The organism is Photobacterium sp. GB-56, assembly GCF_003026105.1.
Lineage (GTDB): Bacteria > Pseudomonadota > Gammaproteobacteria > Enterobacterales > Vibrionaceae > Photobacterium.
This window is the reverse complement of sequence record NZ_PYNW01000003.1, coordinates 127,662-151,975: the sequence shown is the minus strand read 5'-3', so window position 1 is coordinate 151,975 and position 24,314 is coordinate 127,662. Positions and strand designations below refer to the sequence as shown.

At 41.8% G+C, this 24,314-nt stretch carries 21 protein-coding genes; 3 read left to right on the top strand and 18 right to left on the bottom strand.

All coding sequences use genetic code 11. From position 1 onward, the window contains the following. Positions 1 to 13: 13 nt before the first annotated feature. Both brnQ (C9J42_RS05240) and brnQ (C9J42_RS05235) read left to right on the top strand, forming a co-directional pair. Positions 14 to 1,333 carry a branched-chain amino acid transport system II carrier protein gene (gene brnQ / locus C9J42_RS05240; protein WP_107301742.1) on the top strand — a complete coding sequence of 440 codons (1,320 nt, stop codon included), beginning with the start codon at positions 14 to 16 and terminating at the stop codon, positions 1,331 to 1,333. A 559-nt stretch (positions 1,334 to 1,892) separates the two neighbouring features. Continuing rightward, on the top strand, positions 1,893 to 3,227 hold the full coding sequence (brnQ, locus tag C9J42_RS05235; RefSeq protein ID WP_107301741.1) for a branched-chain amino acid transport system II carrier protein: 1,335 nt from the start codon (positions 1,893 to 1,895) through the stop codon (positions 3,225 to 3,227). 99 nt (positions 3,228 to 3,326) lie between these two features. On the opposite strand, the gene C9J42_RS05230 is transcribed toward brnQ (C9J42_RS05235), so the two are convergent. Further along, positions 3,327 to 3,632 carry a hypothetical protein gene (locus tag C9J42_RS05230; protein WP_107206718.1) on the bottom strand — a complete coding sequence of 102 codons (306 nt, stop codon included), beginning with the start codon at positions 3,630 to 3,632 and terminating at the stop codon, positions 3,327 to 3,329. A 552-nt stretch (positions 3,633 to 4,184) separates the two neighbouring features. Between C9J42_RS05230 and C9J42_RS05225 the strand changes: the two genes are divergently transcribed. Then, positions 4,185 to 4,667, top strand: a complete 483-nt coding sequence (locus C9J42_RS05225) for a hypothetical protein (RefSeq protein WP_107287524.1) — start codon at positions 4,185 to 4,187, stop codon at positions 4,665 to 4,667. Positions 4,668 to 4,728: 61 nt separating this feature from the next. Here C9J42_RS05225 and C9J42_RS05220 read toward each other — a convergent pair whose 3' ends face one another. From C9J42_RS05220 to C9J42_RS05140, 17 genes are all read right to left on the bottom strand, one after another. Next, positions 4,729 to 5,463, bottom strand: coding sequence for an alpha/beta fold hydrolase (locus tag C9J42_RS05220; protein ID WP_107246230.1), 735 nt, complete (start codon positions 5,461 to 5,463; stop codon positions 4,729 to 4,731). Between the two features lie 197 nt (positions 5,464 to 5,660). After that, positions 5,661 to 6,725 (bottom strand): hydrogenase nickel incorporation protein HypB, encoded by a 1,065-nt coding sequence (gene hypB / locus C9J42_RS05215; RefSeq protein ID WP_107301740.1) that lies wholly within the window; start codon positions 6,723 to 6,725, stop codon positions 5,661 to 5,663. Beyond that, positions 6,725 to 7,066 carry a hydrogenase maturation nickel metallochaperone HypA gene (gene hypA, locus C9J42_RS05210; RefSeq protein WP_045128683.1) on the bottom strand — a complete coding sequence of 114 codons (342 nt, stop codon included), beginning with the start codon at positions 7,064 to 7,066 and terminating at the stop codon, positions 6,725 to 6,727. Before hypA ends, hypB begins: the two co-directional genes overlap by 1 nt. 18 nt (positions 7,067 to 7,084) lie before the next feature. After that, entirely contained in the window at positions 7,085 to 9,475 is a 2,391-nt protein-coding gene (hypF, locus tag C9J42_RS05205; RefSeq protein ID WP_107301739.1) for a carbamoyltransferase HypF, read from the bottom strand. A gap of 15 nt (positions 9,476 to 9,490) precedes the next feature. Beyond that, on the bottom strand, positions 9,491 to 10,078 hold the full coding sequence (locus C9J42_RS05200; protein WP_107246235.1) for a HupE/UreJ family protein: 588 nt from the start codon (positions 10,076 to 10,078) through the stop codon (positions 9,491 to 9,493). A gap of 94 nt (positions 10,079 to 10,172) precedes the next feature. Then, positions 10,173 to 11,003 (bottom strand): formate dehydrogenase accessory sulfurtransferase FdhD, encoded by an 831-nt coding sequence (gene fdhD, locus C9J42_RS05195; RefSeq protein WP_107206724.1) that lies wholly within the window; start codon positions 11,001 to 11,003, stop codon positions 10,173 to 10,175. Positions 11,004 to 11,051: 48 nt separating this feature from the next. Beyond that, on the bottom strand, positions 11,052 to 13,214 hold the full coding sequence (locus tag C9J42_RS05190; protein WP_107301738.1) for a sigma 54-interacting transcriptional regulator: 2,163 nt from the start codon (positions 13,212 to 13,214) through the stop codon (positions 11,052 to 11,054). Between the two features lie 261 nt (positions 13,215 to 13,475). Next, positions 13,476 to 15,620 (bottom strand): formate dehydrogenase subunit alpha, encoded by a 2,145-nt coding sequence (gene fdhF, locus C9J42_RS05185; RefSeq protein WP_107206726.1) that lies wholly within the window; start codon positions 15,618 to 15,620, stop codon positions 13,476 to 13,478. Positions 15,621 to 15,675: 55 nt separating this feature from the next. Next, positions 15,676 to 16,224, bottom strand: coding sequence for a 4Fe-4S binding protein (locus C9J42_RS05180; protein ID WP_107246240.1), 549 nt, complete (start codon positions 16,222 to 16,224; stop codon positions 15,676 to 15,678). A 277-nt stretch (positions 16,225 to 16,501) separates the two neighbouring features. After that, on the bottom strand, positions 16,502 to 16,996 hold the full coding sequence (hycI, locus tag C9J42_RS05175) for a hydrogenase maturation peptidase HycI (protein WP_107206800.1): 495 nt from the start codon (positions 16,994 to 16,996) through the stop codon (positions 16,502 to 16,504). 32 nt (positions 16,997 to 17,028) lie between these two features. Further along, the gene (locus C9J42_RS05170) at positions 17,029 to 17,493 is read right to left on the bottom strand and encodes a formate hydrogenlyase maturation HycH family protein (protein WP_107246242.1); all 465 of its coding nucleotides are present in this window, start codon (positions 17,491 to 17,493) and stop codon (positions 17,029 to 17,031) included. Next, positions 17,486 to 18,319: an NADH-quinone oxidoreductase subunit B family protein gene (locus C9J42_RS05165; RefSeq protein ID WP_107206728.1), complete on the bottom strand. Its 834-nt coding sequence runs from the start codon at positions 18,317 to 18,319 to the stop codon at positions 17,486 to 17,488. The genes C9J42_RS05170 and C9J42_RS05165 overlap by 8 nt, the downstream gene beginning before the upstream one ends. After that, positions 18,316 to 18,864, bottom strand: a complete 549-nt coding sequence (locus C9J42_RS05160; RefSeq protein WP_045132255.1) for a formate hydrogenlyase complex iron-sulfur subunit — start codon at positions 18,862 to 18,864, stop codon at positions 18,316 to 18,318. The genes C9J42_RS05165 and C9J42_RS05160 overlap by 4 nt, the downstream gene beginning before the upstream one ends. Before the next feature lie 8 nt (positions 18,865 to 18,872). Further along, complete coding sequence (locus C9J42_RS05155) at positions 18,873 to 20,627, bottom strand: NADH-quinone oxidoreductase subunit C (protein WP_005366168.1); 1,755 nt, start codon at positions 20,625 to 20,627, stop codon at positions 18,873 to 18,875. A gap of 9 nt (positions 20,628 to 20,636) precedes the next feature. After that, complete coding sequence (locus C9J42_RS05150; RefSeq protein WP_107206730.1) at positions 20,637 to 21,590, bottom strand: respiratory chain complex I subunit 1 family protein; 954 nt, start codon at positions 21,588 to 21,590, stop codon at positions 20,637 to 20,639. Next, positions 21,590 to 23,524 carry a proton-conducting transporter membrane subunit gene (locus C9J42_RS05145; protein ID WP_107206731.1) on the bottom strand — a complete coding sequence of 645 codons (1,935 nt, stop codon included), beginning with the start codon at positions 23,522 to 23,524 and terminating at the stop codon, positions 21,590 to 21,592. Before C9J42_RS05145 ends, C9J42_RS05150 begins: the two co-directional genes overlap by 1 nt. Further along, complete coding sequence (locus C9J42_RS05140) at positions 23,521 to 24,135, bottom strand: 4Fe-4S dicluster domain-containing protein (protein ID WP_045083233.1); 615 nt, start codon at positions 24,133 to 24,135, stop codon at positions 23,521 to 23,523. Before C9J42_RS05140 ends, C9J42_RS05145 begins: the two co-directional genes overlap by 4 nt. Between the last annotated feature and the right edge of the window lie 179 nt (positions 24,136 to 24,314).

Sequence of the window (24,314 nt, the reverse complement as noted above, 5' to 3'; positions counted from 1 at the left end):
GAAGGTACGCCGTTTGAAGAGAAGAGAACTTGCCGCCATTGGATTTATGACTTTTGCCTTATTTTTAGGGGCAGGAAACCTTATTTTCCCCCCTATGATGGCACAACAAGCCGGTGAAAACTGGTTAATTGCCATAGTAGGCTTCCTACTAACCGCCGTTGGTTTACCCGCCTTAACACTGATCGTTTTAGGTCGACTGTCATCTGCAGATAAACTCACTGCCTCATTACCACATTGGATGGATCGTACTTTCTGGTTTTTAGTATTAACGACTCTGGGGCCAGCCTTTGTTCTACCTCGAGCGGTAACTGTGGCGTATGAAATGGGTGTTAAACCTTTCTACCACGGTAACGGGTTAATGCTGTTTTCAGTGCTATTTTGCTTATTAACCTTAATTTTGGCACTGAAGCCCGGTAAATTAGTTAGCTATATTGGTAAAGTAATGACGCCTGCATTAATCGTGATGCTAGCGGTCTTAGTGATTGCCGCTTTGATTAACCCATTAGGCTCTCCGACAGATGCCATTGCTGTTTATAAAGCAGCACCGACGGTTAACGGTATGATCCAAGGTTATATGACATTAGATGCTATTGCAGCGGTCGCATTTGGTTGGGTGATTATTCAAACCATTCGTAGTACGGGTATTAGCTGTAATAAAGCGATTTCTTACTACACATTACGTATTGCTGGTATCTACGCATTACTGATGTCTTTGTGTTATTTAGCTATGGGTTATTTAGGTGCAACGTCCTCTTCGATTGCTCCCAACTCAACCAATGGCGGTGAAATTCTAACACGCTATGCTGCTGGTGAGTTTGGTACATTTGGACAAATTTTATTAGCAACTATCACTTTAATGGCTTGTTTAACCACAACTATTGGCTTAACCAATGCAAATAGCGAATACTACAAAAATACTTATAACATCCCTTTTAAAATCAGTGCTGTTGTGATCATGAGCTTAACAACCATTATCTCTAATGTTGGCTTAGAAACGATTATTGAAGTCAGCCTACCTGCTATTTTGATTTTATGCCCTATCGCTGTATCACTCATCATCGCCATTATTTTTATGCCGAACACTGTGAGTAACGAAAAGCGTAAATTCTCGATGAGCCAAACACTGATCGTCATTATCGCCACGTTATTTGGCAGTATTGATGCACTAAACATTTTGGGTAAAATACCTTCCGCTATGCATCAAGATCTAACTGCATGGTTACCTTTGTTTAATGCTCATGCGTCATGGCTACTCCCTGTTCTAGTAACCATTTGTATCAGTAAAGTGACCCATATTATTCAACGTAATCGAAATACAGTTGCTACCTACTGATACTAAAATTGAAGCTATGCCATTGGTATAGCTTCAATATCAGCGTTACCACTGCTTTCAATTATTATATCGAAGCATAAAAATACAAAACCTGGCACTAACACTCACATATTTAACTATCAATATGATTTTATTTAGTTAATTGCTTTTACTTAGTCGCAATAAAACGCATACCATAAAAAAATCGTTTACAACTCTATATTTTCTTTATATGTTGTAAGCGTTAATTCAATCACAAAACAGAAGTTGTTAAGTTATGTATTCAGCACTTTGCGAACATAAAACACGAAAAAACTTAGCATCGAGCCAATTTACTAATTGGAGCGAGGCTTCTGTTGTTGATATAAAACATACAACACGAATTATTACCGCTATTATCCTAGTGATTATTCGCTAGGCTGGCGGGCAAGCTTCCGTCAGCCGAGCTGGCGGAGGATACTATCAAGTCAAATATCTTCTTTCAGCAAACCTGCGGAATACGATTTCAATCATGGACGTTTAACGCATTGCGCATTAATCGCGATGGTTGTCTATAACTTCAAAAATGCAGGAACTACATTTGAAAACACAAGACATCTTCGTACTCGGTCTCACAACATTTGCCCTCTTTCTTGGTGCAGGTAACTTGATCTTTCCACCAGCAATGGGATTAGATGCCGGGACTTCTCTGACCTCCGCAATGGCCGGATTTTTAATTACTGCCGTAGGCTTACCCGCATTTACTATTATTGTGCTAGGTCGAATTGGTAATACCACTAATTTAACCAAGGCTTTACCTAAGTGGCTAGGTACAACTTTTTGGGTATTACTTTTTACCGCTATTGGCCCTGCATTTGGTATGCCTCGCGCCGTTACTGTTGCTTATGAAATGGGTATTCAACCATTTTTTACTCATGACCATTTAGTTGCTTTTTCTATCATTTTTTCTGCCGCTACCCTATTTCTTGCATTTAAACCAGGAAACCTTGTGACTTACATTGGTAAGATCATGACGCCTGCACTGATTATTTTACTATGTGGATTAGGCTTAGCAGCATTTCTTAGCCCTCTCGGTACACCTGCTGCTCCATCTGGTGATTACCAAGTCGGTGCTGTTACAAGTGGTTTGATCCAAGGTTACATGACGATGGACGCCATTGCTGCTGTCGGTTTCGGCTGGGTTATCATTCATGCAATAAAAGCTAAGGGTGTTACAACACAACAAGGTATTGCATCAACTTCTATTAAAGTCGCATTAATTTACGCCACGTTAATGGCGTCTTGTTACATCATTATGGGCTACGTAGGCGCAACATCATCAACGATTGCTGAACATGGTGTTAATGGTAGCGTGATCTTAACTCGTTACGTTGCTGGGGAATTTGGTCATTATGGTCAATGGTTATTAGCCGCTATTATCTTAATGGCATGTTTAACCACCACGGTGGGTTTAACCAATGCATGTGCTGAGTATTATCAAGATACGTTTAAAGCTTCGTTTGGTTTCACAGCAACAGTCATTGTTGTGCTAACAGGGGTTATCGCAAACTTTGGTTTAAACGATATTCTGAAAGTAAGTTTACCTGCCATCCTTGTACTTTGTCCGGTTGCCATCGCATTAGTATTAGCATCATTGGCGGCTTCAACATTTACCGTTTCACGCCTTACACACAGTGCGGTTCTGATCACAGCGACGCTTTTCGGTACTATTGATGCGATTAATATCTTAGGTAAGATGCCAAAAGATCTCGGTGACTTTTTCAGCGATACATTACCGCTTTACAACGCACATGCAGGTTGGTTATTACCGTCTTTATTCATGTTAATTACGACGGCGATGATTGGGCGTACAGCAAGTGCAGAGAAAAAATTTGGGCGTGTTGACTACCGATTAAAAACGGCAAATAACGATTAATAAAAAACGGCGATATTGGGGTATCGCCGTTTTTTTACTGTTGTTTTTACTATACAAGCAAAAAGCTAGGCTTCACTTTAAGCGCTAGCAATGAAAGTATTACAATTCATTCCACATTGCGGCACCCGGCGCCCATACTTCCACTCTATTTTTCTCTAAATTACAACGAAAGTTAATATCACCACGATGTGCCGGCTTTATATGATCGACAAACACCCAGCCTCGATTACTTTCAGATTGATTATCAACATCATTAGCAATAATGGTTTCAGCAGTATATTGCGTTTTATTCGTTACCAAAATTTGGCACTGCTCGATATCATTGGTAGAAGGTGGAGTAAAAGGAGTTGCTGTCATATCACAGCCAGAAAGCAGTAGAGCAAGCAGTAAGATTTTAGTTTTCATCGTAGACTATTCATAGCATCAAAATGTGTCACTAATTGCAGGCGAAAAATGAATATCAACGATATGCCATTAGCGAAGTTGCGCGGAATTGTATAGATAAAAAAACAAATTGGTAGTGTTAATTAACCTCCATCATCATTCTTTTGAAGACAGTCACTCTCATAAAGCATTACGTTAATTCCTTGTAAAAATAACGCTTAACGAATACATATGATAATTTAACATTGCTGAAATTAATTATCGAAGCAATATCCTATTAAGAAGCTATTAAGCCACTGATAAAACAATGAAGAGTTGCCAATAAAAAGCCCAAATCATTAGCCATTGTGTCATGTCCTATCGAAAAAAAACAATCTAACGCAACTTGCTTAGTTGCATCAATTAGCAACAGGCTAATGAATATTGCACCTTATTCGAGATACACAATTTAGAGAATGTCTTTATTCATAGGAATGGCGTAAAGAATGATGATATTGGCGCTCAAACGAAAATGAGCAAAGCTTAATCATGCTACTTTTTGCTCTGTCTTTATAAACACTAAAAGTAGATCAAATGAAAAAATACTGGACACCACTAACACTCGTTTGTGCACTACTTGTGCTAACTTCTGGTTCTCTCCTATTTTTAGATATTAATTCGAAAAATATTGTTCTTATGCATGAATGGATTGGTATCTTAATGGTCATTGCCGTTCTCGGGCATGCTTTCTTATATAAGAACTCAATTATCAAGCACTTATCACGTAAGAATAACATTGTCATGATGGCGGCTATTTTATTACTGGGTATCGCAATGATCCAAAGTGATAAAGAAGTCGAACAGTCTAACAATGTCTCTGTCGCCTTGTTTGATTCTATCGATAATGCTCCAATTACGTTGATGTCAGAGCTAACTCATCAACCCATTAATAACTTAGTAGATAAAATAAAATTGGCTGGTTTTACGATTGATGATCCTAAGCAGTCCATTGTACAAATAGCACAATTAAATCATCAGCAACCTGAAGACATCATTTCTGTTATTTATAAAAAGTAAGCAATAATGCCCTGTTTATCAGGGCTTCAATCAAAGCCGATACTTAACCTCACTGTGTTATTTAAAATTTAGAGTCACTATTTATATCATCGATAAAACGATGAAATGTTGCCAAGAAAAAATCCAAATCATTAGAAATAATATCATGTCCTGTTGCTGAAAATGCCAATCTAACGCAACCTTCTTTTTCTGCTTCTTGCTTAGCAACATCAACAATCAACTGACTAACAAACTCTGCGCCATCGCCTAAATAGGTATTATAAAAATTTAATACCGGCTTTTGGTGATAAGAAAAGTCCGTAAATTCCAGTTGAGTTACCTCCAGCAGCTCAGAGTCAACAACGGGATTTATTGGCTTTAAAAGAGAAAGTTCTTGCTGAACAAATTGCTTAATATCTTTTGGAAGGCGCGCTTCAATTTTCTCAAAAATAAAGCTAATTGGCGAATCAACAGCCACCAAGGCTTTAACTAAATCAGGGTATTTATAGTTAAAATATCGACCGTAAAGTCCACCCAAGGACGGACCAAGTAAGATGGCGTTTTTAATATCTAACTCTATAAGTAAACTATGCAACTCCTGAGATACAACCTCTGGTGTCCTTACCTTTGTATTGAGTGGACTTCTGCCATAACCACCTCGATTAAATAAAAGTACACTGTAACGCTTTGCTAACTCATCTTGTAACCATCGGTTATCTTCAATGGTAACGTTAGCTCCCGTATTAATCACTACACAATCTTTAGCACTGTGATGCTTTATATAGCGATACTCAATACCTGTAGCACTTATCATCATCTCACCTCATTTCTTTAACTTGTAAACTATTGATGAAACGATTAGTTATAGCAAAATTAAACACAGAGGATGTGAATTGAGAGGAAGGTAAATAAGGGGCATTACATTTTAATGCATACTTTTGTGCGCATCTTTATAAAAAACCACAGGCACTTTTCATGAACCTGTGGTTTTAAATGTCTACTGAACCGTAATAACTATTGATGTTGTTGAAGTTGCTCAGTCAGCCAATTTAACCACGCATCCATCCCTTCACCCGTTTTAGCTGAAAGTTTTATGACCTGAATATTGGGATTCACTTTTCGTGCATTAGCAATACAATCTTCAATGTTGATATCAACATACGGCAATAGGTCGACCTTGTTGATCAGCATTAAGTCAGCGGCAGCAAACATATTAGGGTATTTAAGCGGCTTATCTTCCCCTTCAGTAACAGACAAAATCGCGACTTTGCATGCCTCACCTAAATCAAAACTCGCAGGGCACACCAAGTTACCGACATTTTCGATAAACAAGAAACCTGGCTCATTCATTGCTAATTGATGATAAGCATCGTGCACCATTTGTGCATCTAAATGGCAGCCTTTTCCTGTATTAACTTGAATAGCGGGCACTTGGGTAGCACGAATACGATCCGCATCGTTAGAGGTTTGCTGATCCCCTTCGATCACCGCACATGGATACTGCTGTTTTAGCTGCATCAGGGTTTCAGTAAGCAAGGTCGTTTTACCAGAGCCTGGGCTTGATACTAGATTCAGCACAAGCTGTTTATTGGCTTTGAAATGCTCGCGATTATGTTCAGCCAGTTTATTGTTGTTACCTAGAATATCCATCTCTAACGTCAGAAGTTGACGTTGAGAAACCCCAGCCACATGCACTTCAGCTTCGCCTTTACCGTAGTGCAAATCACCTTTATCTAAGGTTTCAGGCTGATGATGGTCATGGCTATCATGAGCATGGTTGTGATGTACGTGCGATGCATGGTCATGGTGAGAATGTTGATGATGTGGGTGGCTGTGTTCATGGTGCGATGTTGCAGGTAACGTGTAATGCACATGATGATGAACATCACCTTGATGATAGTAGTGATGATGGATCACAACAGGCTGTTCATTACTCGCTTTATGAACATTGGAGTGCGCGTGATCATGGTGATGGTCATTGTGATCACTATGCCCATGATGATCGTGGTTATGAGAACCATGATGATGGTGATCGACACCTTCTACATGGCTATCTCCGCAGCCGCATACATTACACATTACTCTACCTCAATATTTTTAATCATTAATTCGTCACCGGTTTCAACTTTAAGCTGATAACCTTGGCAATGAGGGCAGCAGACACCACGCTCATCCATTTCGATATAGCGCTGACACTCCATACACCAAACTTGAGCTTGTACAGACTCAATGGCTAACTTCGCGCCTTCTGCAATCGTTCCTCGTGTTGCAAATTCAAATCCTGTTGCCAATGCATGGGGCTCTATACACGATAATGTCCCAATCGATAATGTCACTCGAGTTACACGATGAAAGCCTTGCTTTTTCGCCTGTTCAACCACGGTATCTACCGTATTCATACTCAGTGATAATTCATGCATGACGAGATCTCTTCATTCTTATTTTTGATGTATGGCAAACCACAACTGACCTGCTGAAATAGATGCATCATTAGCAGGGAGTGATTCACCACAAAAAAGGGATAAACTGTGCGTGCTGGCTTTTTCAAACACTTCATCAACTAATACACGGTTTTGAAATACCCCACCGCCTAAAACAATCGGTAATGGCTTATACGTTTGTCCTATGGTGACGATGACGTTCGCAATGGCACTAATAAAACTGTGCGCCAAACAATTTCGCCATGCTGGGCGATAATCATCGGCAACTAAACTTAACAGTGGTAATGCATATTCCAAAAGTGGTTGCCAATCAATCACGCCATTAGCATCAACAGCAAAAGAAATAGGTTGATGGCATCGATCTTTCATTGCCGCTTGTTCGAGTTTCAACCCGCACTCACCTTCATAATCAACGCGATCAACTAAACCTAACAAACTTGCCCACGCATCAATTAAACGTCCCATCGATGAGGTATAAGGCGATTGACTACCTGTTAGCCATAATTGGTATAAATTATTGAAATAAATATCACTCCACGCTTTAAAGGCTGATAACTGCATCGCTTTAATCGCATCGACTGAGTAACATTCCAATAAAAGGGCAAACAACAAACGAGCTGGCTCTTTTATCGCTTTTTCGCCTCCAATTAAGCGAAATTGACGTAAATGTCCGACACGTTGATAACTTTGTGGCATAGAAAGTAAGACTTCACCGCCCCACACGGTGTGATCGTCACCCCACCCAGTACCATCAAAGGTAAAACCTAAAACCTGCTCCGTTAAATTATGCTCAGCCATCACAGCTAATACATGGGCATGGTGGTGCTGCACCTTTAAAAGTGGCGCGGCTAAATTGGCTTTGGCTTGGTATTTTTCAGCAAATTGAGAGGAATGATAGTTAGGGTGTTTATCACACACCACTTGCTGTGGCTTAACATTATAAAGCGTCGTTAAATGGTTAACCGTTTCTTGATAACGTAACTCGGTATCGAGATCGTCTAAATCACCAATATAAGGGGATATTAGCCATTGCTGAGGTAATGCTAACCCTATGGTTGATTTTTGCTCAGCACCTAAAGCAACGGTGATGTTACCTGTACTTTGTTCACTACCTGTACCGAAATGACTCACAGGCGCATAGCCTCTTGCCATACGTAGCACACGGATCTTTCCGCCAGCATAATGTACCAAGCTATCATCGCACGCACTCACAATCGGACGATTATGATCTAAAACACCACTGATTTTCCCTGAAAATTGAGTACAGACTTGAGCTAACTCAGTGGCAATAGGCATACCTGATAAGTTCGCACTGGTCATAACAAGTGTACTTGTCGCATCGATTGCTTTTAATTCATCAAACAACAAATAATGCAATGGCGTATACGGCAGCATGATTCCAAGATACGGTACATTCGGAGCAACATTTTCAGCTAATACGCCATCTGTTCGTGTCACTTCTTCTGCCACAATATCTAACCGCTTATTCATAAGAACAATAGGTCTCGCTTGCGCTGCTAATGCTCTCCATTCCGCATCACAACCTTCAACGAATTGTTGAGCAATGTCATCACTTGCCGCCATGATGGCTAACGGTTTTGACTGCCGATGCTTAAGCTTACGTAAACTCGCCACGGCTTGAGCGTTCGTGGCATCACACACTAAATGAAAACCACCGATGCCTTTAACTGCAACAATTTCGCCGTCTTTAATCTGTTGCGCAAGCTGCTCAATCGCTGTTTGTTTGGTTGCAACAAGTGGTAATTCTGCGCTCGATTTTACTCGCTGCTGTGCATCATAAAGCGTTACCCAAGGGCCGCAGCAGTCACAACTAATGGGCTGAGCATGATAACGACGATCGACTGGATTTTGATATGCCTCGGCACAATCAGAACACAACGAAAAATCCTGCATACTGGTTGCTGCACGATCATAAGGTAGCGCTTTTATAATGCTGTAACGTGGACCGCAATGAGTACAGTTGGTAAATGGGTATTGAAAGTATCGAGAATCTGGATTGGAAATATCCCGCTTACAAGCATCACAAAGCCCTTGATCTGGTGAAATAGATACCGTTGTGCTGTCACCGCACTGACTTTGCTCTATATCAAAAGTATTCGGCTTTTCCAATTCAGACCATAGCGATAAAGTGCGAATTGCCACATCATCAATGCGACTTAAAGGAGGCGCTTGGTCAATTAACTGCGAAGTGAAAATAGCTAATGTATCAAGAGAGCCTTGCACATCAATTTTCACCCCTTCTGAATCATTGATCACCGAACCAACTAGCGTATGTTGTGTCGCTAGTTGGTAGACAAAGGGGCGGAAACCGACCCCCTGTACAATGCCGGTAATATGAATATATTGTCGTGCAATGTTGTCTGTCACGCTAACTGCCCTGAATTAAGACAGCATTAAGATGCCACCAAATGCCGCCATAACGACACCTAGGACATTAGTAACACGGCGATTAGCAGCTGAAGACGCGATAGCTTTACCTAATACCACACCACACGCGTGTAGAATTGCCGTTGCAAGTACGAAACCGATAAAGAACTCAACAGCCGTAGCGCCTAAAGGCATTTCCATACCGTGAGCCATACCGTGGAATAATGCAAATGCCATTACTGCACCTGTCGCTACTTTTGCAGAGATACGACCACCCGCTAATAGCATGCCACCCATCGCAATCACAGACACTGCAATAGCTAGCTCAACACCTGGGATCACAACACCTGATACACCTAATGCAGCACCTACAATCATGATTGAGATGAAAGCAAGAGGTAAACGTGAAATCGCTTTCCCCCCCATCATTGCTGCTAATAGACCCACACCCACCATAACACTTAGGTGATCCATGCCAGTAAATGGGTGAACAAAACCACTCATGAACGCAGAAGCGTGAGGACCAATGTGACCAGGGTGTGCTAAAGCAAGAGGAGAAAAAGAAGTAGTTAGCAAGCCCAACATTAGATGTTTCATTTTCATATTAATATCTTCTTAATAAAAGTAACCGGAAATCCGGAGGGTTATAAAACACTTCACGCGATAACTAAGCGTAAAGTACGATGAAAGCACGAGATCAAATCATGCCAAAAATACGTTCTGGGTGAGCATAAGCATCGGCTCGACCACGGCGACAATGCCCTAATAACGTCATATTTAAACGATCCGCTAAATCGACAGCCATTTTTGTTGCAGAAGATACGGCAAGTAACACTTCAACACCGGCTGAGGCCGCCTTTTGTACCATTTCAAAACTAGCGCGACTGGTAACTAACACAGCACCGCCAGATAAACGCTGTTGATGGATATAACCAATTAATTTATCTAACGCGATGTGGCGACCAACATCTTCAAATGTTGCGAGTAATTGCCCATTGGCATCGATGTATGCTGCCGCGTGTGCTGCACCTGTGAGTTGATTAAGTGCTTGGTGTTGAAGTAATTGCTGTAACGCTTGTTCTAAATGACTTAAATCAAACTCAACTGTCATCGGCAATGGCATTAGCATCCGACATACGGTTTCCAATTTTTCTTCACCACAAATACCACAGCCCGTTAAACCCGCTAATGAACGACGTTTCTGCTTTAAACGCTCAGCACAACGATTTGCAACTGTAATATCAAGATTGATCCCATTGTCATGATGGGTAATCAGTATATCGTGAATATCACGGTGATGATCGATAATTCCCTCAGACAATGAAAAGCCTATCGCAAACGGCTCTAAATCATGAGGAGTACACATCATCACGGTGTACGCAACGCCATTAAACGCAAGAGCAACAGGCGTTTCTTCAATAATGAAATCCATCTCTCTAAAATCGCTTTCTCCTTTGCGATAGCGAATGATCGGACGCTGACAAGCATCACTAACGGCATCGGTTGATTGCACCTCAAGAGTGGTCAAAATAGTGATCCTATAATTAAATAAAAATGTAGGCTGGTATAAAACGCATCAGATACCACCTCGAAAATCTTGGCTATTAATCCCCATTTTCTGCATTCGAGATAACAAGGTTGTCCGTTTCAGTCCTAATTGGTTTGCCGCACCATTCGGCCCTGCGACCACACCATGACAAGCCTTTAATGCTTTAATCACGTCTGCTTTACTAATAATGGGTTTAACTACGTCACCTTTCACTGTTGATTCTGGCGTATTGATAACACCAGTAGCTTCAGGGGTAACCAATCCGACAGAAGGCGCATTCTCGGTTGGTACACAGGCAGAATGAGACGCTGTTTTTAGCTCATGAACAGGAACATTAAGCACATTACCACGCGTTAAAATCACAGAGCGTTCAACAAAGTTACGCAATTCACGAACGTTGCCCGGCCATGGAAATGCGCTCATAACCGCTAAATCTTCTGCTGCAATTACGGTGATCGTTTTGGCCATTTTTTGGGCTAATTCACGGGTAAAATGTTTAACCAATAATGGGATATCTTCGGCACGTTCACGTAATGGCGGAATTTGGATAGGAAAAACATTCAAACGGTAATAAAGATCATTACGAAATTTCTTTTCTTCTACACGGCGTAATAAATCAACATTCGTGGCGACAACAATTCGCACATCAACACTGATTAATGCGTTCTTACCCACACGTTCTATTTCATTTTCTTGTAATGCACGTAATAATTTAGGCTGAAGCTCTAACGGCATATCACCAATTTCATCTAAAAATAACGTACCTTTATGCGCTTGCTCAAAACGACCAACACGCTGGCTAATCGCGCCAGTAAAGGCGCCACGTTCATGACCAAACAATTCACTTTCAAATAAACCAGCAGGAATGGCGGCACAATTCATCTTCACCATATCCGTTTTGCTGCGTAGGCTTAACTTATGAATAGCACGAGCAATTAATTCTTTTCCCGTACCCGACTCGCCTAAAATCAACACCGTACTGTCACAACAAGCAACAAGGGCAACTTGTTCAAGGACTTTATTCATCACTTCACTTTGACTAATAATATCGTCAAAAATAACGTGCTCACCCATTCCTTCATCGATGTTTACAAACTTAGTTATAGGTCGATTTGGAATGCTCGCTTGATGTGTTTTTATACTATGCATTGCTAACGCAACACGCGCAGCTATCTGTTTAAATAACTCAAGATCCGTATTTTGATATGGCGCTTCAATAGGCTTCATAAAACTGATATAACCCACTGCAATGCCTCTAAATATGAGTGGCATAACACAAGCAGTTTTAACACTACGAGGAAAGTACGGGCTATTATTATCAGCCTGCATTTTCTTAATATCTATCGCATTTAAAAATACAGGCTGTTTATTCTTAATTGCATTTTTAATTAGTTTATCATTGGTAAAGAAATGACATTGATAATCAATTTCATTATTAATAAAACAAGCAGAGTGTTGATTGTAATGCCCATCTTGTAATTGAATAATCGATAGATCAGTCATACCAAAATGCTGATATAAAAAGCGTAATAATGAACCTATCAATTCTTTTTTTGTACTTTGACTTATAACAGTATTCGTCACATCAACCAGAACCTGAAAATTGTTTTTTTCAGTTGTTAGTTTTTCAGTAAATGTTGATGCCGTTTGGTGCTCTATAATATGTTCAATCATTGCTGAAATCATATTATTAAATAATTTGAATTGCTTCTCGCTCTCACTATCATCAGGCATAGTTAGATTAATATATTCAATCGCACCTAAAGGTTGATTACAAATAGATAGCGGTATTTTGCAATAATTAAAAACCGAGTCATACGCAGGATGACTTTCTAGCTGAGGAAAAGTTTGATATAGCGTTTCACCATCCATCTGATGGCAATAATCACGCATGGTAGCGCCATGCAATCCAATACTTGAGCCAGTGTAATCAAATTGCTGACATTGTTTATCTTGATCAAGGTAGTAAAGGCTTGGTTGACTATCAAGATCATTTTTTAAAAGTAGATTCACACGTTCAACATTGATAAATAATAGATCTTCATTGTTAAGAAAATCCATTACGCCTGAAATATCATTGATTGATAATAAGGCTTTAGAAAAAGTCATCAAATCACTTTCAAAGCGTTCCATGTTGGCATTAACTCTTGCTGATAATGTCGCTCGAATAGAGAGTAATAATTCAAGCATTTATTATACAATTCTCAACCATTTTAGTAACCAAGTATTGATATCAATCAATAAACAATAAATATAAATGCAAACTAATGATGAAAAACAGAGTAAATGCTAATTATTTGAGCGATATGAATGACTAGTAGCAATATACAGCAAAGCAATGAAATATAAGGTTTCCAAATTTAAAATATACAATATTCTATCTTGGAAACCTTATTTTCATTAATGGTTTATTTGAATAATAAAATAAACAAATACACTCATTTTTTGTTATTAAGCATTAACAACATGGCTCTTCAAGCGTGCTTTCAAATTACTGTACTCTGTTTGTACGTAATTTTCCGCCCATGACTGATCTTCAATATTTTCTACCTTAACGGCACAATATTTAAATTCAGGTGTGCTTGAAATCGGATCCACATGCTCAATGGTTAATTCATTACATGCACCAATCCACCATTGGTAAGTCATGTATACCACGCCTTTATTTACACGCTCATTATAGTTTGCACGTGAAATTACTTTACCGCGACGTGATGAAACCCAAACCAATTGTTGATCGTCAATACCTAACTGACGTGCATCATCCGGGTGCATCTGCACATAACCCGGTTCATCTTCCAATGTCTGTAATGCAGAACAGTTACCCGTCATTGAACGACAAGAGTAATGGCCTACTTCACGCACAGTAGATAATACTAACGGGTATTGGGCATCTGGTTGCTCTAATGGCGCACGCCATTCCGCAGCAATGAACTGACCTTTACCTGATGGTGTACTGAATTTATTACCTTCAAACAAGAAAGGTGTACCCGGATGATCCTCAGTTGGACATGGCCACTGTACAGATTTTAACCCTTCCATCTTCTCGTACGTTGCACCTGTATATAGTGGTGCAAGGTGACGCATCTCATCCCAAATTTCTTGGGTATTTTGATAAGACATTGGGTAACCCATACGGGTTGCTAATAAACTGAAAATTTCCCAGTCAGGTTTCACGTCTCCCGGTGGTGTAATCGCTTTATAGAAGCGTTGGAAACCACGGTCGGCGCTACTGTATACACCTTCATGCTCACCCCAGCTTGTCGCAGGGAAAATCACATCAGCAAATTCTGCTGTTTGTGTCATGAAGATATCTTGAACAATCACCAATTCCATCTTGCGCATGGTTTCACGCATCGCTGCAAGATCGGCTTCAGTTTGTGCTGGATCTTCACCGAAAACATAAAATGCTTTACAGATCCCTTCCTCAACTTTGTGACCAATTTCTGTTAAGCGGTAACCCGGCTTACCAGATAATTGTACACCCCAAGCCGCTTCAAATTTTGCACGAATGTCGGCATCTTCTACTGACTGATAACCTGGGAACTGGTGTGGCAACATACCCATATCACAGGTACCTTGTACGTTGTTTTGTCCACGAACAGGACCACAACCTACACCTTCACGACCAAAGTTACCGGTTAATAATGCAAGACCGGCTAAACCACGCACAACATCAACAGCTTGTCCGTATTGGGTAACACCCATACCCCAAAGGATCATCGCTTCAGGTGCTGCCGCATAAGTACGTGCCGCTAAACGAATATCTTCCGCTTTTAAGCCTGTTGTTGTTTCAACACTTTCAGGTGTATAACGAGATACAAGTTCACGGAACGCATCAAAGCCTTCAGTGTTATTTGCAACGTACTCTTTGTCGTATAAGTTTTCTTCAATAATGACATTCGCTAACGCATTAACCAGTGCCATGTTTGAACCGTTCTTCAACGCTAACCATTGATCAGCGACACGTGCAGATTCGATCTTACGTGGGTCGCAAACAATGATCTTCGCACCATTAGCGCGAGCCTTAAGAATGTGCCTTGCTACAACTGGGTGAGAATCAGCCGCGTTGTAACCGAATATGAGTAAACATTTTGTTTTTTGAATTTCGGGAATGGCGTTACTCATTGCGCCATTACCTACTGTTGTCTCCAGACCGGAGACTGATGGAGCGTGTCACACCCTGGCGCAGTGATCGACGTTATTCGTCCCTATCACCGCACGTGCGAGCTTCTGCATCACATAGTTAGCTTCGTTACCTGGACCGCGCGCAGAACCCGTTGTCATGATCGCGTCAGGGCCATATTGCTTCTTGATTGCCATTAGCTTTTCGCCGGCAAAATCAATAGCTTCTTCCCATGAAACCGCTTCTAACGCGGCATCGCGTGTACGGCGGATCATCGGTTGCTTCAAGCGTGGAGTTAATAAATTGGTGTCGTTAAGGAAATCCCAGCCATAGTAACCTTTTAAACACAGTTGACCTTCGTTGGTACGGCCATCTGCAGGCTCTGCTGCAATTACTTTGTTATTTTCGACAACCAATTTTAGTTTGCACCCAGTACCACAGTAGGGACAAACAACAATTGATTTTTTCATACTAACCTTAGGTTGTAATAATAAACGTCAATAGCATTGTGATTAAACAATCACCTTAGCAACCTGTTGCTACTACAGCGCTCATTGCCGCTGCTTCACGTTTTTGTTGGCTCGTTTCAGTCAACGTCTCAGGCTCAATGATTCGAATCGCACCAGTAGGACAAACTTGAACACAAGAAGGACCCGACTCTTGGTGATGACATAAATCACATTTTAATGCTTGGGTTTGCGGTACTTTGCGCGTAAACAACGCAGCACCTTTTGTCTCTTCAACCATCGTTGTCACCACATTCATTGCACCGTAGGGGCATGCAATAACGCAGGTTTTACAACCGATACAACGAGATTGAATCACTTTGACAAAACCATCTTCTAATACGATGGCGTTATTGGGACAAACCTGAGCACACGGCGCATCATCACATTGACGACACATTACAGGCGTAGTTACATGGGCATTTTTCACGACGGTTAAACGTGGTGAAAAATCCGATGGTGCCATTCCTGCTACCGTATTTTCTGCTTGATGCGATAACGCACAAGCGATTTCACAAGTTCGGCATCCAATACACAAATTTGGATCTGCAAAAACAAATCGGTTCATGGTGTATCCCTTGTTGATGTCGATACATCGCAATACATATCCGCATTGCGATACCTTATAAGCATGAGCTATGCCAGTTTTTACACCTTGAACAGCAAAAACGCAAACTATTAATATTTAAGACAAAAAAATAAAGCCTGATCGAAATCAGGCTTTATTTATAGCAATGAACATGTCTGATATGTATCGATAACCATCATCGACACACTTCGTCACATCTCATCGACACCTTATCGACAGGCCAACGATTAAGCATCGTCACTGTCGCAGTTTACTGCTAACAGTGGGTGAATCCGCCCGAGCCTTGCCAAGTTGGTAATTGTTGATAAATTTGCTCAACACCTTGTTGTACCATTTCCGTTAAAGGGAATGAAAAAGCAACAATCGCAGGCTGTATACCAATGAAGATCACTTCTGGTACAAAGGTCTTTAATTCATCTATTAAGAAATTCAACGGCAAACTGTGGGTCGACACCACATACATATCAACGATAGTCTCAGGATCAATAATTCGTACTTCCCCTGCTTCTTCACCAATATCTGCAGCATCAACCACCAGCACCCGTTTCGGCATTGCTTTACGAATAAGGTGTAAGCAATCCTCAGGCATAGAGCCGCCTTCCAGCACGCTCCAATCCGCAATCGGATTCTCTTTCATCATCTTTGCGAGTAATGGACCAGCACCATCGTCTGCCATCATGCTGTTACCAACCGTCAATACAATATTGCTGACCGACAGATCAACATCGTCATTCGACACCGTTACGCCCATGACAGAAGAGAGGTTAATTTCCTCTAGCACAATTACTGTCCTCCTCGGATCATCATGTACATGGTTGGTTCGCGATGAATATCCCCTAAGGCTTCAATAAATCCATCGGTTAACAGCTTTGACTTCTCGCTTTGAGTCGCACTATCAATACCATCAAACGCCAGTGCCAACATGTTTAAATGCTCGGGATAAATCGTGATTTCACCAAACACTAAAAAGCCTTTCATTTTACGAAATGCTTCACCGCTTTGGTCTAATCCACTGATCCATTCAAGGTACTCATGACCTGAACATTTCAATACCGCATCTAAGCAATCGACCACACCAAGATGGTGACCAATTGCCAAGCTGTAGTACATAATTTGCTTGGCTTCTTCTGGTACATCGTAGCTTTCATCAACAAACTTGCGACCCAAGCTGTAGAAATACACATTCTGCTCAAGGTGACGAGATTGCGTTAACTCTTCAGGTAAATCGGCAATCTTGCTATTAGGCATTTTCGCCTCCACAGCACGCTTTTTGCTCTGCCCCGCACGCAGGTTGTCCCGTTAATGCAGCCATGGTTTTGCTCAGCAGAATATTCACGATTTCGGTTAAACGTGGATCGTCTTTTTCCGCTAAGTAAGCAGCAATCTTGCTATCAACGTTATCCGCACTACAGGTTGCCAATACATCCATCACTTCATCTGCAATACGTTGGCCTTGAACATAACCGGCAAGTAAGCGGGCTTGACGCTCAATCATCACCTTAATATCCAGTGGAATTTCAGTATGTTTAAGGCTCGCTTTTTGCTCATCAGGATTGTGCGTTTTCGCTTTCAGTTTCTGATCAAGTAAACCTAAAGCTACCGCAAAACCATAAATCGTTGCCGCAGGTGTTGGAGGACAGCCCGGAATGTAGACATCAACAGGTACAATCTTGTCAGTACCGCCCCAGACACAATATAAGTCGTGGAAAATACCGCCATCACAACCACACGCGCCGTAAGAAATCACAATCTTAGGATCAGGTGCTGCTTCATAAGCACGAAGCGCGGGTGCACGCATTGCGCGAGTCACAGCCCCCGTAAATAGAAGAATATCGGCATGGCGAGGCGATGCAACAACCTTAATACCAAAACGCTCAGTATCAAATACAGGGGTTGTGGCTGCGAAAATTTCGATTTCACAGGCGTTACAACCACCACAGTCAACACGGTAAACATACGCCGAGCGACGAATCTGCTTAATAAGCGCGTCTTTTAATTTCTGGCTATTAGGCGGTAATGGAACAGGAACAGTTTGGGTATGAGCTGTACCATTTAGCTGTTTAATACCTTTCACATTTCCTCCTCAAGGTAACGTAGATGGCTAACGTTTTCGCTATCTAGCATATTGTTACTGCGACGACATTCAGGACAGGTTTCTAATTGTTGGCGACGTAACTCTAATTGATCCGCTGAAACACCCGTTTGTGCCAAGGTGTCTAGCACATAGTCCAATAGCTTTTTCGCTACAAACGGACGCTCACATTGGCGACAATTCGCCAGTTGGAACACCGCATGTTCATACAGATCTTCTTTACGGGTTACCGCTAACTCAAAGTTCTGCGACAGCTTAATGGCTTTCGTTGGGCAGACTTCTTCACAGCGACCACAGTAAATGCATCGCGCCATCGACAATTCCCAACGGCGTGTACCGGCTTTTTCGTCAGTTTCCATCACTAACGCATTGGCAGGACAAGCACGCATACAGGCAGCACAAGACAGACACTGATCCGCATCTAGCTCTGGCTTACCACGGAAGTCTTCATTCACTTCCAATGGTGCAAATGGGTATTTGGTTGTGACTTCACCGGTTTTTAAGACGGTCTTTAATAACTTAAACACAACGCCTCCTACAGCTTAAACGGTGAATTTTTACGGTCGATGCTGTACTGCTCAATCGCTTTATAAGGAATAGTTTTGCTACGCTTCTTCTTGGTATCAACAATGGTGACACGGTCAGTACATGAGTAACATGGATCTAAACTACCGATAATTAGCGGCGCATCAGCAACGGTGTTACCTCGTAACATGTAGCGTAACGTCGGCCAGTTCGCATACGTTGCTGCACGACAACGCCAGCGGAATAGTTTTTGGTTATCCCCTGTCATGCTCCAGTGCACGTTTTCACCACGCGGCGCTTCAGTAAAGCCCAACGCAAACTTATTCGGTACGTAGTTAAAACCTTCAGTGAGAATTGCACCCGGTGGTAGGTGATCAAGGCCGTATTCAACAATATTTAGTGAATCAAATACTTCACGGATACGAACCATCACACGTGATTGCACATCACCGCCGTCCATGGTTTGTAATTCCATTGGAACATCACCGTAAGACTCTAAAGATTGTCCATGAATAATACGTACATCACGCTTAAAGCCGCTAGCACGAATAAGTGGACCAACAGGGCTGTAATCACGAGCAACTTGCTTCGACAAAATACCTACACCTGCAATACGGCTTTCGATATTAGGTGTTGCTAGAAGCACTTCCACCAGCTCAGAAAAGGTTTTGCGTACTTCTTTGACCATCGCTATACCTTTTAAGCGTTGATCTTTAAGAAAATCTCGACGTACACCACCAATCAAGTTCATACCGTAAGTTTTACGGGCACCTGTTAGTAACTCAGCAAGCTCCATAGTCTTTTCACGGACACGGAAGAACTGCATGAAACCTGAGTCAAAACCAACAAAGTGGCTAGATAAACCAATGTTTAGTAAGTGACTGTGTAGACGTTCAACTTCAAGTAAAACAGTGCGGATCATCTTGGCGCGGAATGGCACATCAACCGATAATGCATTTTCAATCGTGTTGCTGTAACCGACACTATGAGTAAAGCCACAAATACCACAAACACGATCCGTTAACTGCGCAACCTCGTGGTAACCCATGCGTGTTTCTGCCAGTTTTTCCATCCCACGGTGAACGTAGAACATGCGGTAGTCCGCATCAACAATGTCTTCACCATCAACGAATAAACGGAAGTGACCCGGTTCATCAGAGGTAATGTGTAATGGACCAACAGGTACAATACGGTTGCTGTCATCACCTAACTGGTTATCAAAGTTATAGGTTTCTGTTTCGGTTGTTGGCTGTGGACGCTGACGGTAATCCATCGCATCTTTACGTAGTGGGTGGAGATCTTCAGGCCAATCATCAGGAAGGACTAAACGACGTTCATCAGGTAAACCTACTGGACGTAAGCCGTACATATCACGTACTTCACGCTCGCCCCACACGGCAGCAGGAATGGTTGGCGTAATAGAAATAAACTCTTGGCTATTGGCATCAACCAGTACTTTTACCGTTACCCAACTTTTAACTTCCCCTTCCATAGAAAGCGCGTGATAAACCGCAAAGTGACCATTTAAGGTACGCTCGTCATTACCGAATGTAACGGTCAGCCAACCGCCTTGATCGTAATAAAGCCACTTCATCACTTCGACCAAAGAGGTCATTTTTACCGTGATGGTCACTTGATTATCTGTTTGCCACTCTTCATCAATAATGGCTGATGGAAAGAAATGATTCACACCATCGACATACTGTTTGCCAATCCGATTTGATTGCGGTTTAGTGGCATATTGTTCAAATGTATTGTTTGTCATTACTGTTTCTTACCAACCAAAAATTAAAAAGATAAGTGCCAACACGGCCACTAAAAATACAGGGAAAATAGCACGGTGGATTTTCATAAAGCGGAAACGCGCCATGGTGTTTTCCGCAATACCTGCAATGAAGAAAACCACAAAAAGCTTGATGAATAAGATCACGGTTGCTGAAAATAAGCTGCCGAAACCTAATGATTGGGCTTTACCCCAAGGAATGAAAATCGCAAGGAAGAACTGAGCGACAACGAGCTGTTTTAGACCTAGGCCTAATTTCACCATCGCTAAACCAGCACCTGAGTATTCAGTCACAGGGCCTTCTTGTAGCTCTTGCTCTGCTTCTGCACTATCGAACGGTAATTTACCCATCTCAATAAACAGTGCAAATGCACACACAAGACCTGCCAAGATAATCGCTAATGGCGAATGCCAGCTGTCATTTGCCATCGCATGGCTAATATAACCAAGATCGGTTGTACCCATTGCTAATGCAACAACTACAATCGACAGGATCAGCATTGGCTCAACCAAGATACCAAGAGTCAATTCTCGGCTACTACCTAAGCCACCAAACATACTGTTTGAATCAATACCTGATAACGCAAAGAAGAAACGGAAAATAGCCAATAAGTAAATATCGGTAATAATATCGCCCGAAATAGGGAAAGGTGACACTTGCGTCACGGTTGGCAATGCCATACCGATCAACATCATAGTGATCACCATTACCCAAGGCGTGATCCAGAAAATAAAGCCTGCATTTGACGGTGATACCGACTGGCGCTGCAATAACTTATAAATATCTCGGTAGTCTTGGAGTACTCCCGGCCCTTTACGAGAATGAATTTTAGCGCGAATAACACGGGAAAATCCGGTGGCTAAAGGGGCAAGCAGTAGCATCAATAAAGCCTGAACAACAGCTAGCGTGATCCAACTAGCAGAAGGCATTTCAAGTGGGGACATTAGCAACTCACTCCTGAAATGAAAGGAAAGAACAACACCACAAATAGCGCAGCCGCGCAGCACATAATGCAGACTTTTCGACCATCAAGTTGACTACCGTCAGCTACCGCAAATAAATGTGGTAAGACATGACGATCAATCAAAGATTGCTTTGGACGGTTGTCATAAATAAGGCTAAACATATGACGCATTGGACGCGTAATACCTTCGGCAGAAACTGTCATACGCTGCTCATATTGGTAACCACACGCCCAAGGATCACCTTGTTGACGACGTACCAAACGACGTTGACGGAACACATAAAGCAATATCGCTGGAACCAGTGCTAATAGCGCTAGCATAATCGCAATTACAGGGGTAGAGAGGATCGCTTGATCAGCCACTGCTGGATAAACCGCACTGCCTGTTGCAACAGAAACAGGGCCAAGATGAAGAATTGAAGATGCAATATCAGAAAAATAAGGTGCAATCCAAGGCGAGCCCACACCTAATACAATACATAATATCGCTAACATCGTTGTTGCTGTTGTCATGCCAGCGCCCACTTCACGAGTATTCGCCGCTTGTCCTGTTTTCGGTGCACCAGTAAAGCAGATACCGTAAACCTTCACAAAACACATACAAGCTAATGCACCTGTTAGTGCCAGCATTACCATACCGAACGGGCCAAACAACATATTTGCTGCGGTTCCTACTTTACCCATGCTAAATAGTGATTGATAAATAAACCACTCAGACACAAAACCGTTAAACGGTGGCAACGCACAAATCGCTAAGGTACCAATTAAGAACGCAATGGCTGTTTTTGGCATGGTCTTACCCAAACCGCCCATCTTATCCATGTCTTTGGTATGCATACGGTACACAATAGAACCTGAGCCTAAACACAATAAGCCTTTGAAGATCGCATGGTTTAATAAGTGGTATAAACCACCCAGTAAGCCCAATAGCGCAAGTACTGGATGATGGCTTGCGATACCAATCATACTGACACCGACACCAATTAAGATGATGCCAATATTTTCAATCGTGTGGTAAGCCAATAGACGCTTAATATCATGTTCTGCTAACGCATACATTACGCCTAAAACAGACGATACCGCACCGAAGATAAGAACAAGGAAGCCCCACCATAACTGGGTTGCGCCAAGGAAAATAATACTGAATTTTAAGATGCCATAGATACCAATCTTCACCATCACACATGAGATCAAGGTAGAGCAGTACGAAGGCGAAATAGGATAGGCTTTAATTAACCAACCGTGTAAACCAACACCCGCTGATTTAATACCGAAACCAACTAACGCTAATAGGAAGGTTAATGATGCAAAGCCAGCACTTATTGGTGTAGTAGTGAACGCACTAAAGTCATAGCTATGGGCATTTATCGATAGGATCAAAAATGCAGCCATGATCAAAAAGCTAGCAATATGATCGACAATAAAGTAATTCAAACCAGCCTTACGACTTGCCAAACTACCATCGCTGATCACAATCAACCATGATGCGATTGAGACCACTTCCATAAACACCATAAAAGTGATCACATTGGCTGAAATCACTAATACCGTCATTGCCGCAGCAAAGATGTTAAATAGGATATTGATTTTCCAACCCGATTTACCCAGATATTCTTTTAAATAATTAATCGAATAAATAGACGCCGCCATGGTCACTATGGATATTACCACCACCATTAAGGCTGAAAGCATATCCATATTCACCATACAGCGCGTCGCCAGTGCAAAATCGGCTGAGTCATAATGACCCACAATGGTAGACACACCCGCTAAAACACCAAACACGCCACCAAATGCACTAATCACACCCGCCAAACGTAAACTATCACGTTCATCCTTACGACCAAGCCAAGAAATAAGGGCTGCTACACCGTAGCTGATCACAGCAAATAAAACTAAAACTAACGGATTCATTTGTTCATAGCTCCTGATTTCACAGAAACGGCACTGTCAGCCGCGCTTTCACGTTTACTGTGGCGTGCTTTCATCACTTTACTCTCATCAATCAACACAATTGCTTGAGTAGGACAGACTTGTGCACAGGCAGGCCCTTGTTCACGAAAACCACATAAATCACATTTCACTGCGATACTTTTCACGCCCGGTTCCCATGCCAAAATATCTTGACCAAAAGTGCTAGGAATTGACGTTGATGGGTTACTAGAACGAGGAGTAGAAGGGATATAGGTATCGTAACTGTTTGCCATCGCAATTGGTCGACTACCATCAAAAGCGATAGCACCAAACGGACACGCGACTGCACATAATGTACAACCAACACAAAGCGACTCGTTAAGAACAACACGATCTGCTTGTTTAGAAATAGCTTGTACCGGACATACAGCCGCACAAGGCGCGTCTTCACAGTGACGACACATAACAGGTGCCGTAGCATTGTCATGCTTAACCACGGTAAGACGAGGATGGCTTTGCAGTCCGACTTTTTTATGTTCTTCGGAGCACGCTGCCATGCAAGTGCCACAACCGATACATTTGTCGGGATCTGCAACAACAAAGCTTTTCATGATCTTTCCAGTTAATTGCAAAAAGCATCACAAAAAGCAATAATCATACCAATAAGGTATTTTTGTGTTTTATTAGCTAAAGATCATTCACTTATACCTAGCGCGCTCTCCTACTCTTCACTTTTTATTACTACTAAAAGGAAATAAACATAGGATGTTCGCCTATCGACACTGCTGTC

What these genes read in the sequence shown, in the direction of transcription:
- C9J42_RS05230 (WP_107206718.1), bottom strand. Translation starts at nt 3,632, where the DNA reads ATGAAAACTAAAATCTTACTGCTTGCTCTACTGCTTTCTGGCTGTGAT.
- C9J42_RS05225 (WP_107287524.1), top strand. Translation starts at nt 4,185, where the DNA reads ATGAAAAAATACTGGACACCACTAACACTCGTTTGTGCACTACTTGTG.
- C9J42_RS05220 (WP_107246230.1), bottom strand. Translation starts at nt 5,463, where the DNA reads ATGATGATAAGTGCTACAGGTATTGAGTATCGCTATATAAAGCATCAC.
- hypB (WP_107301740.1), bottom strand. Translation starts at nt 6,725, where the DNA reads ATGTGTAATGTATGCGGCTGCGGAGATAGCCATGTAGAAGGTGTCGAT.
- hypA (WP_045128683.1), bottom strand. Translation starts at nt 7,066, where the DNA reads ATGCATGAATTATCACTGAGTATGAATACGGTAGATACCGTGGTTGAA.
- C9J42_RS05200 (WP_107246235.1), bottom strand. Translation starts at nt 10,078, where the DNA reads ATGAAAATGAAACATCTAATGTTGGGCTTGCTAACTACTTCTTTTTCT.
- C9J42_RS05190 (WP_107301738.1), bottom strand. Translation starts at nt 13,214, where the DNA reads ATGCTTGAATTATTACTCTCTATTCGAGCGACATTATCAGCAAGAGTT.
- C9J42_RS05180 (WP_107246240.1), bottom strand. Translation starts at nt 16,224, where the DNA reads ATGAACCGATTTGTTTTTGCAGATCCAAATTTGTGTATTGGATGCCGA.
- hycI (WP_107206800.1), bottom strand. Translation starts at nt 16,996, where the DNA reads ATGGGCGTAACGGTGTCGAATGACGATGTTGATCTGTCGGTCAGCAAT.
- C9J42_RS05170 (WP_107246242.1), bottom strand. Translation starts at nt 17,493, where the DNA reads ATGCCTAATAGCAAGATTGCCGATTTACCTGAAGAGTTAACGCAATCT.
- C9J42_RS05155 (WP_005366168.1), bottom strand. Translation starts at nt 20,627, where the DNA reads ATGACAAACAATACATTTGAACAATATGCCACTAAACCGCAATCAAAT.
- C9J42_RS05150 (WP_107206730.1), bottom strand. Translation starts at nt 21,590, where the DNA reads ATGTCCCCACTTGAAATGCCTTCTGCTAGTTGGATCACGCTAGCTGTT.
- C9J42_RS05145 (WP_107206731.1), bottom strand. Translation starts at nt 23,524, where the DNA reads ATGAATCCGTTAGTTTTAGTTTTATTTGCTGTGATCAGCTACGGTGTA.
- C9J42_RS05140 (WP_045083233.1), bottom strand. Translation starts at nt 24,135, where the DNA reads ATGAAAAGCTTTGTTGTTGCAGATCCCGACAAATGTATCGGTTGTGGC.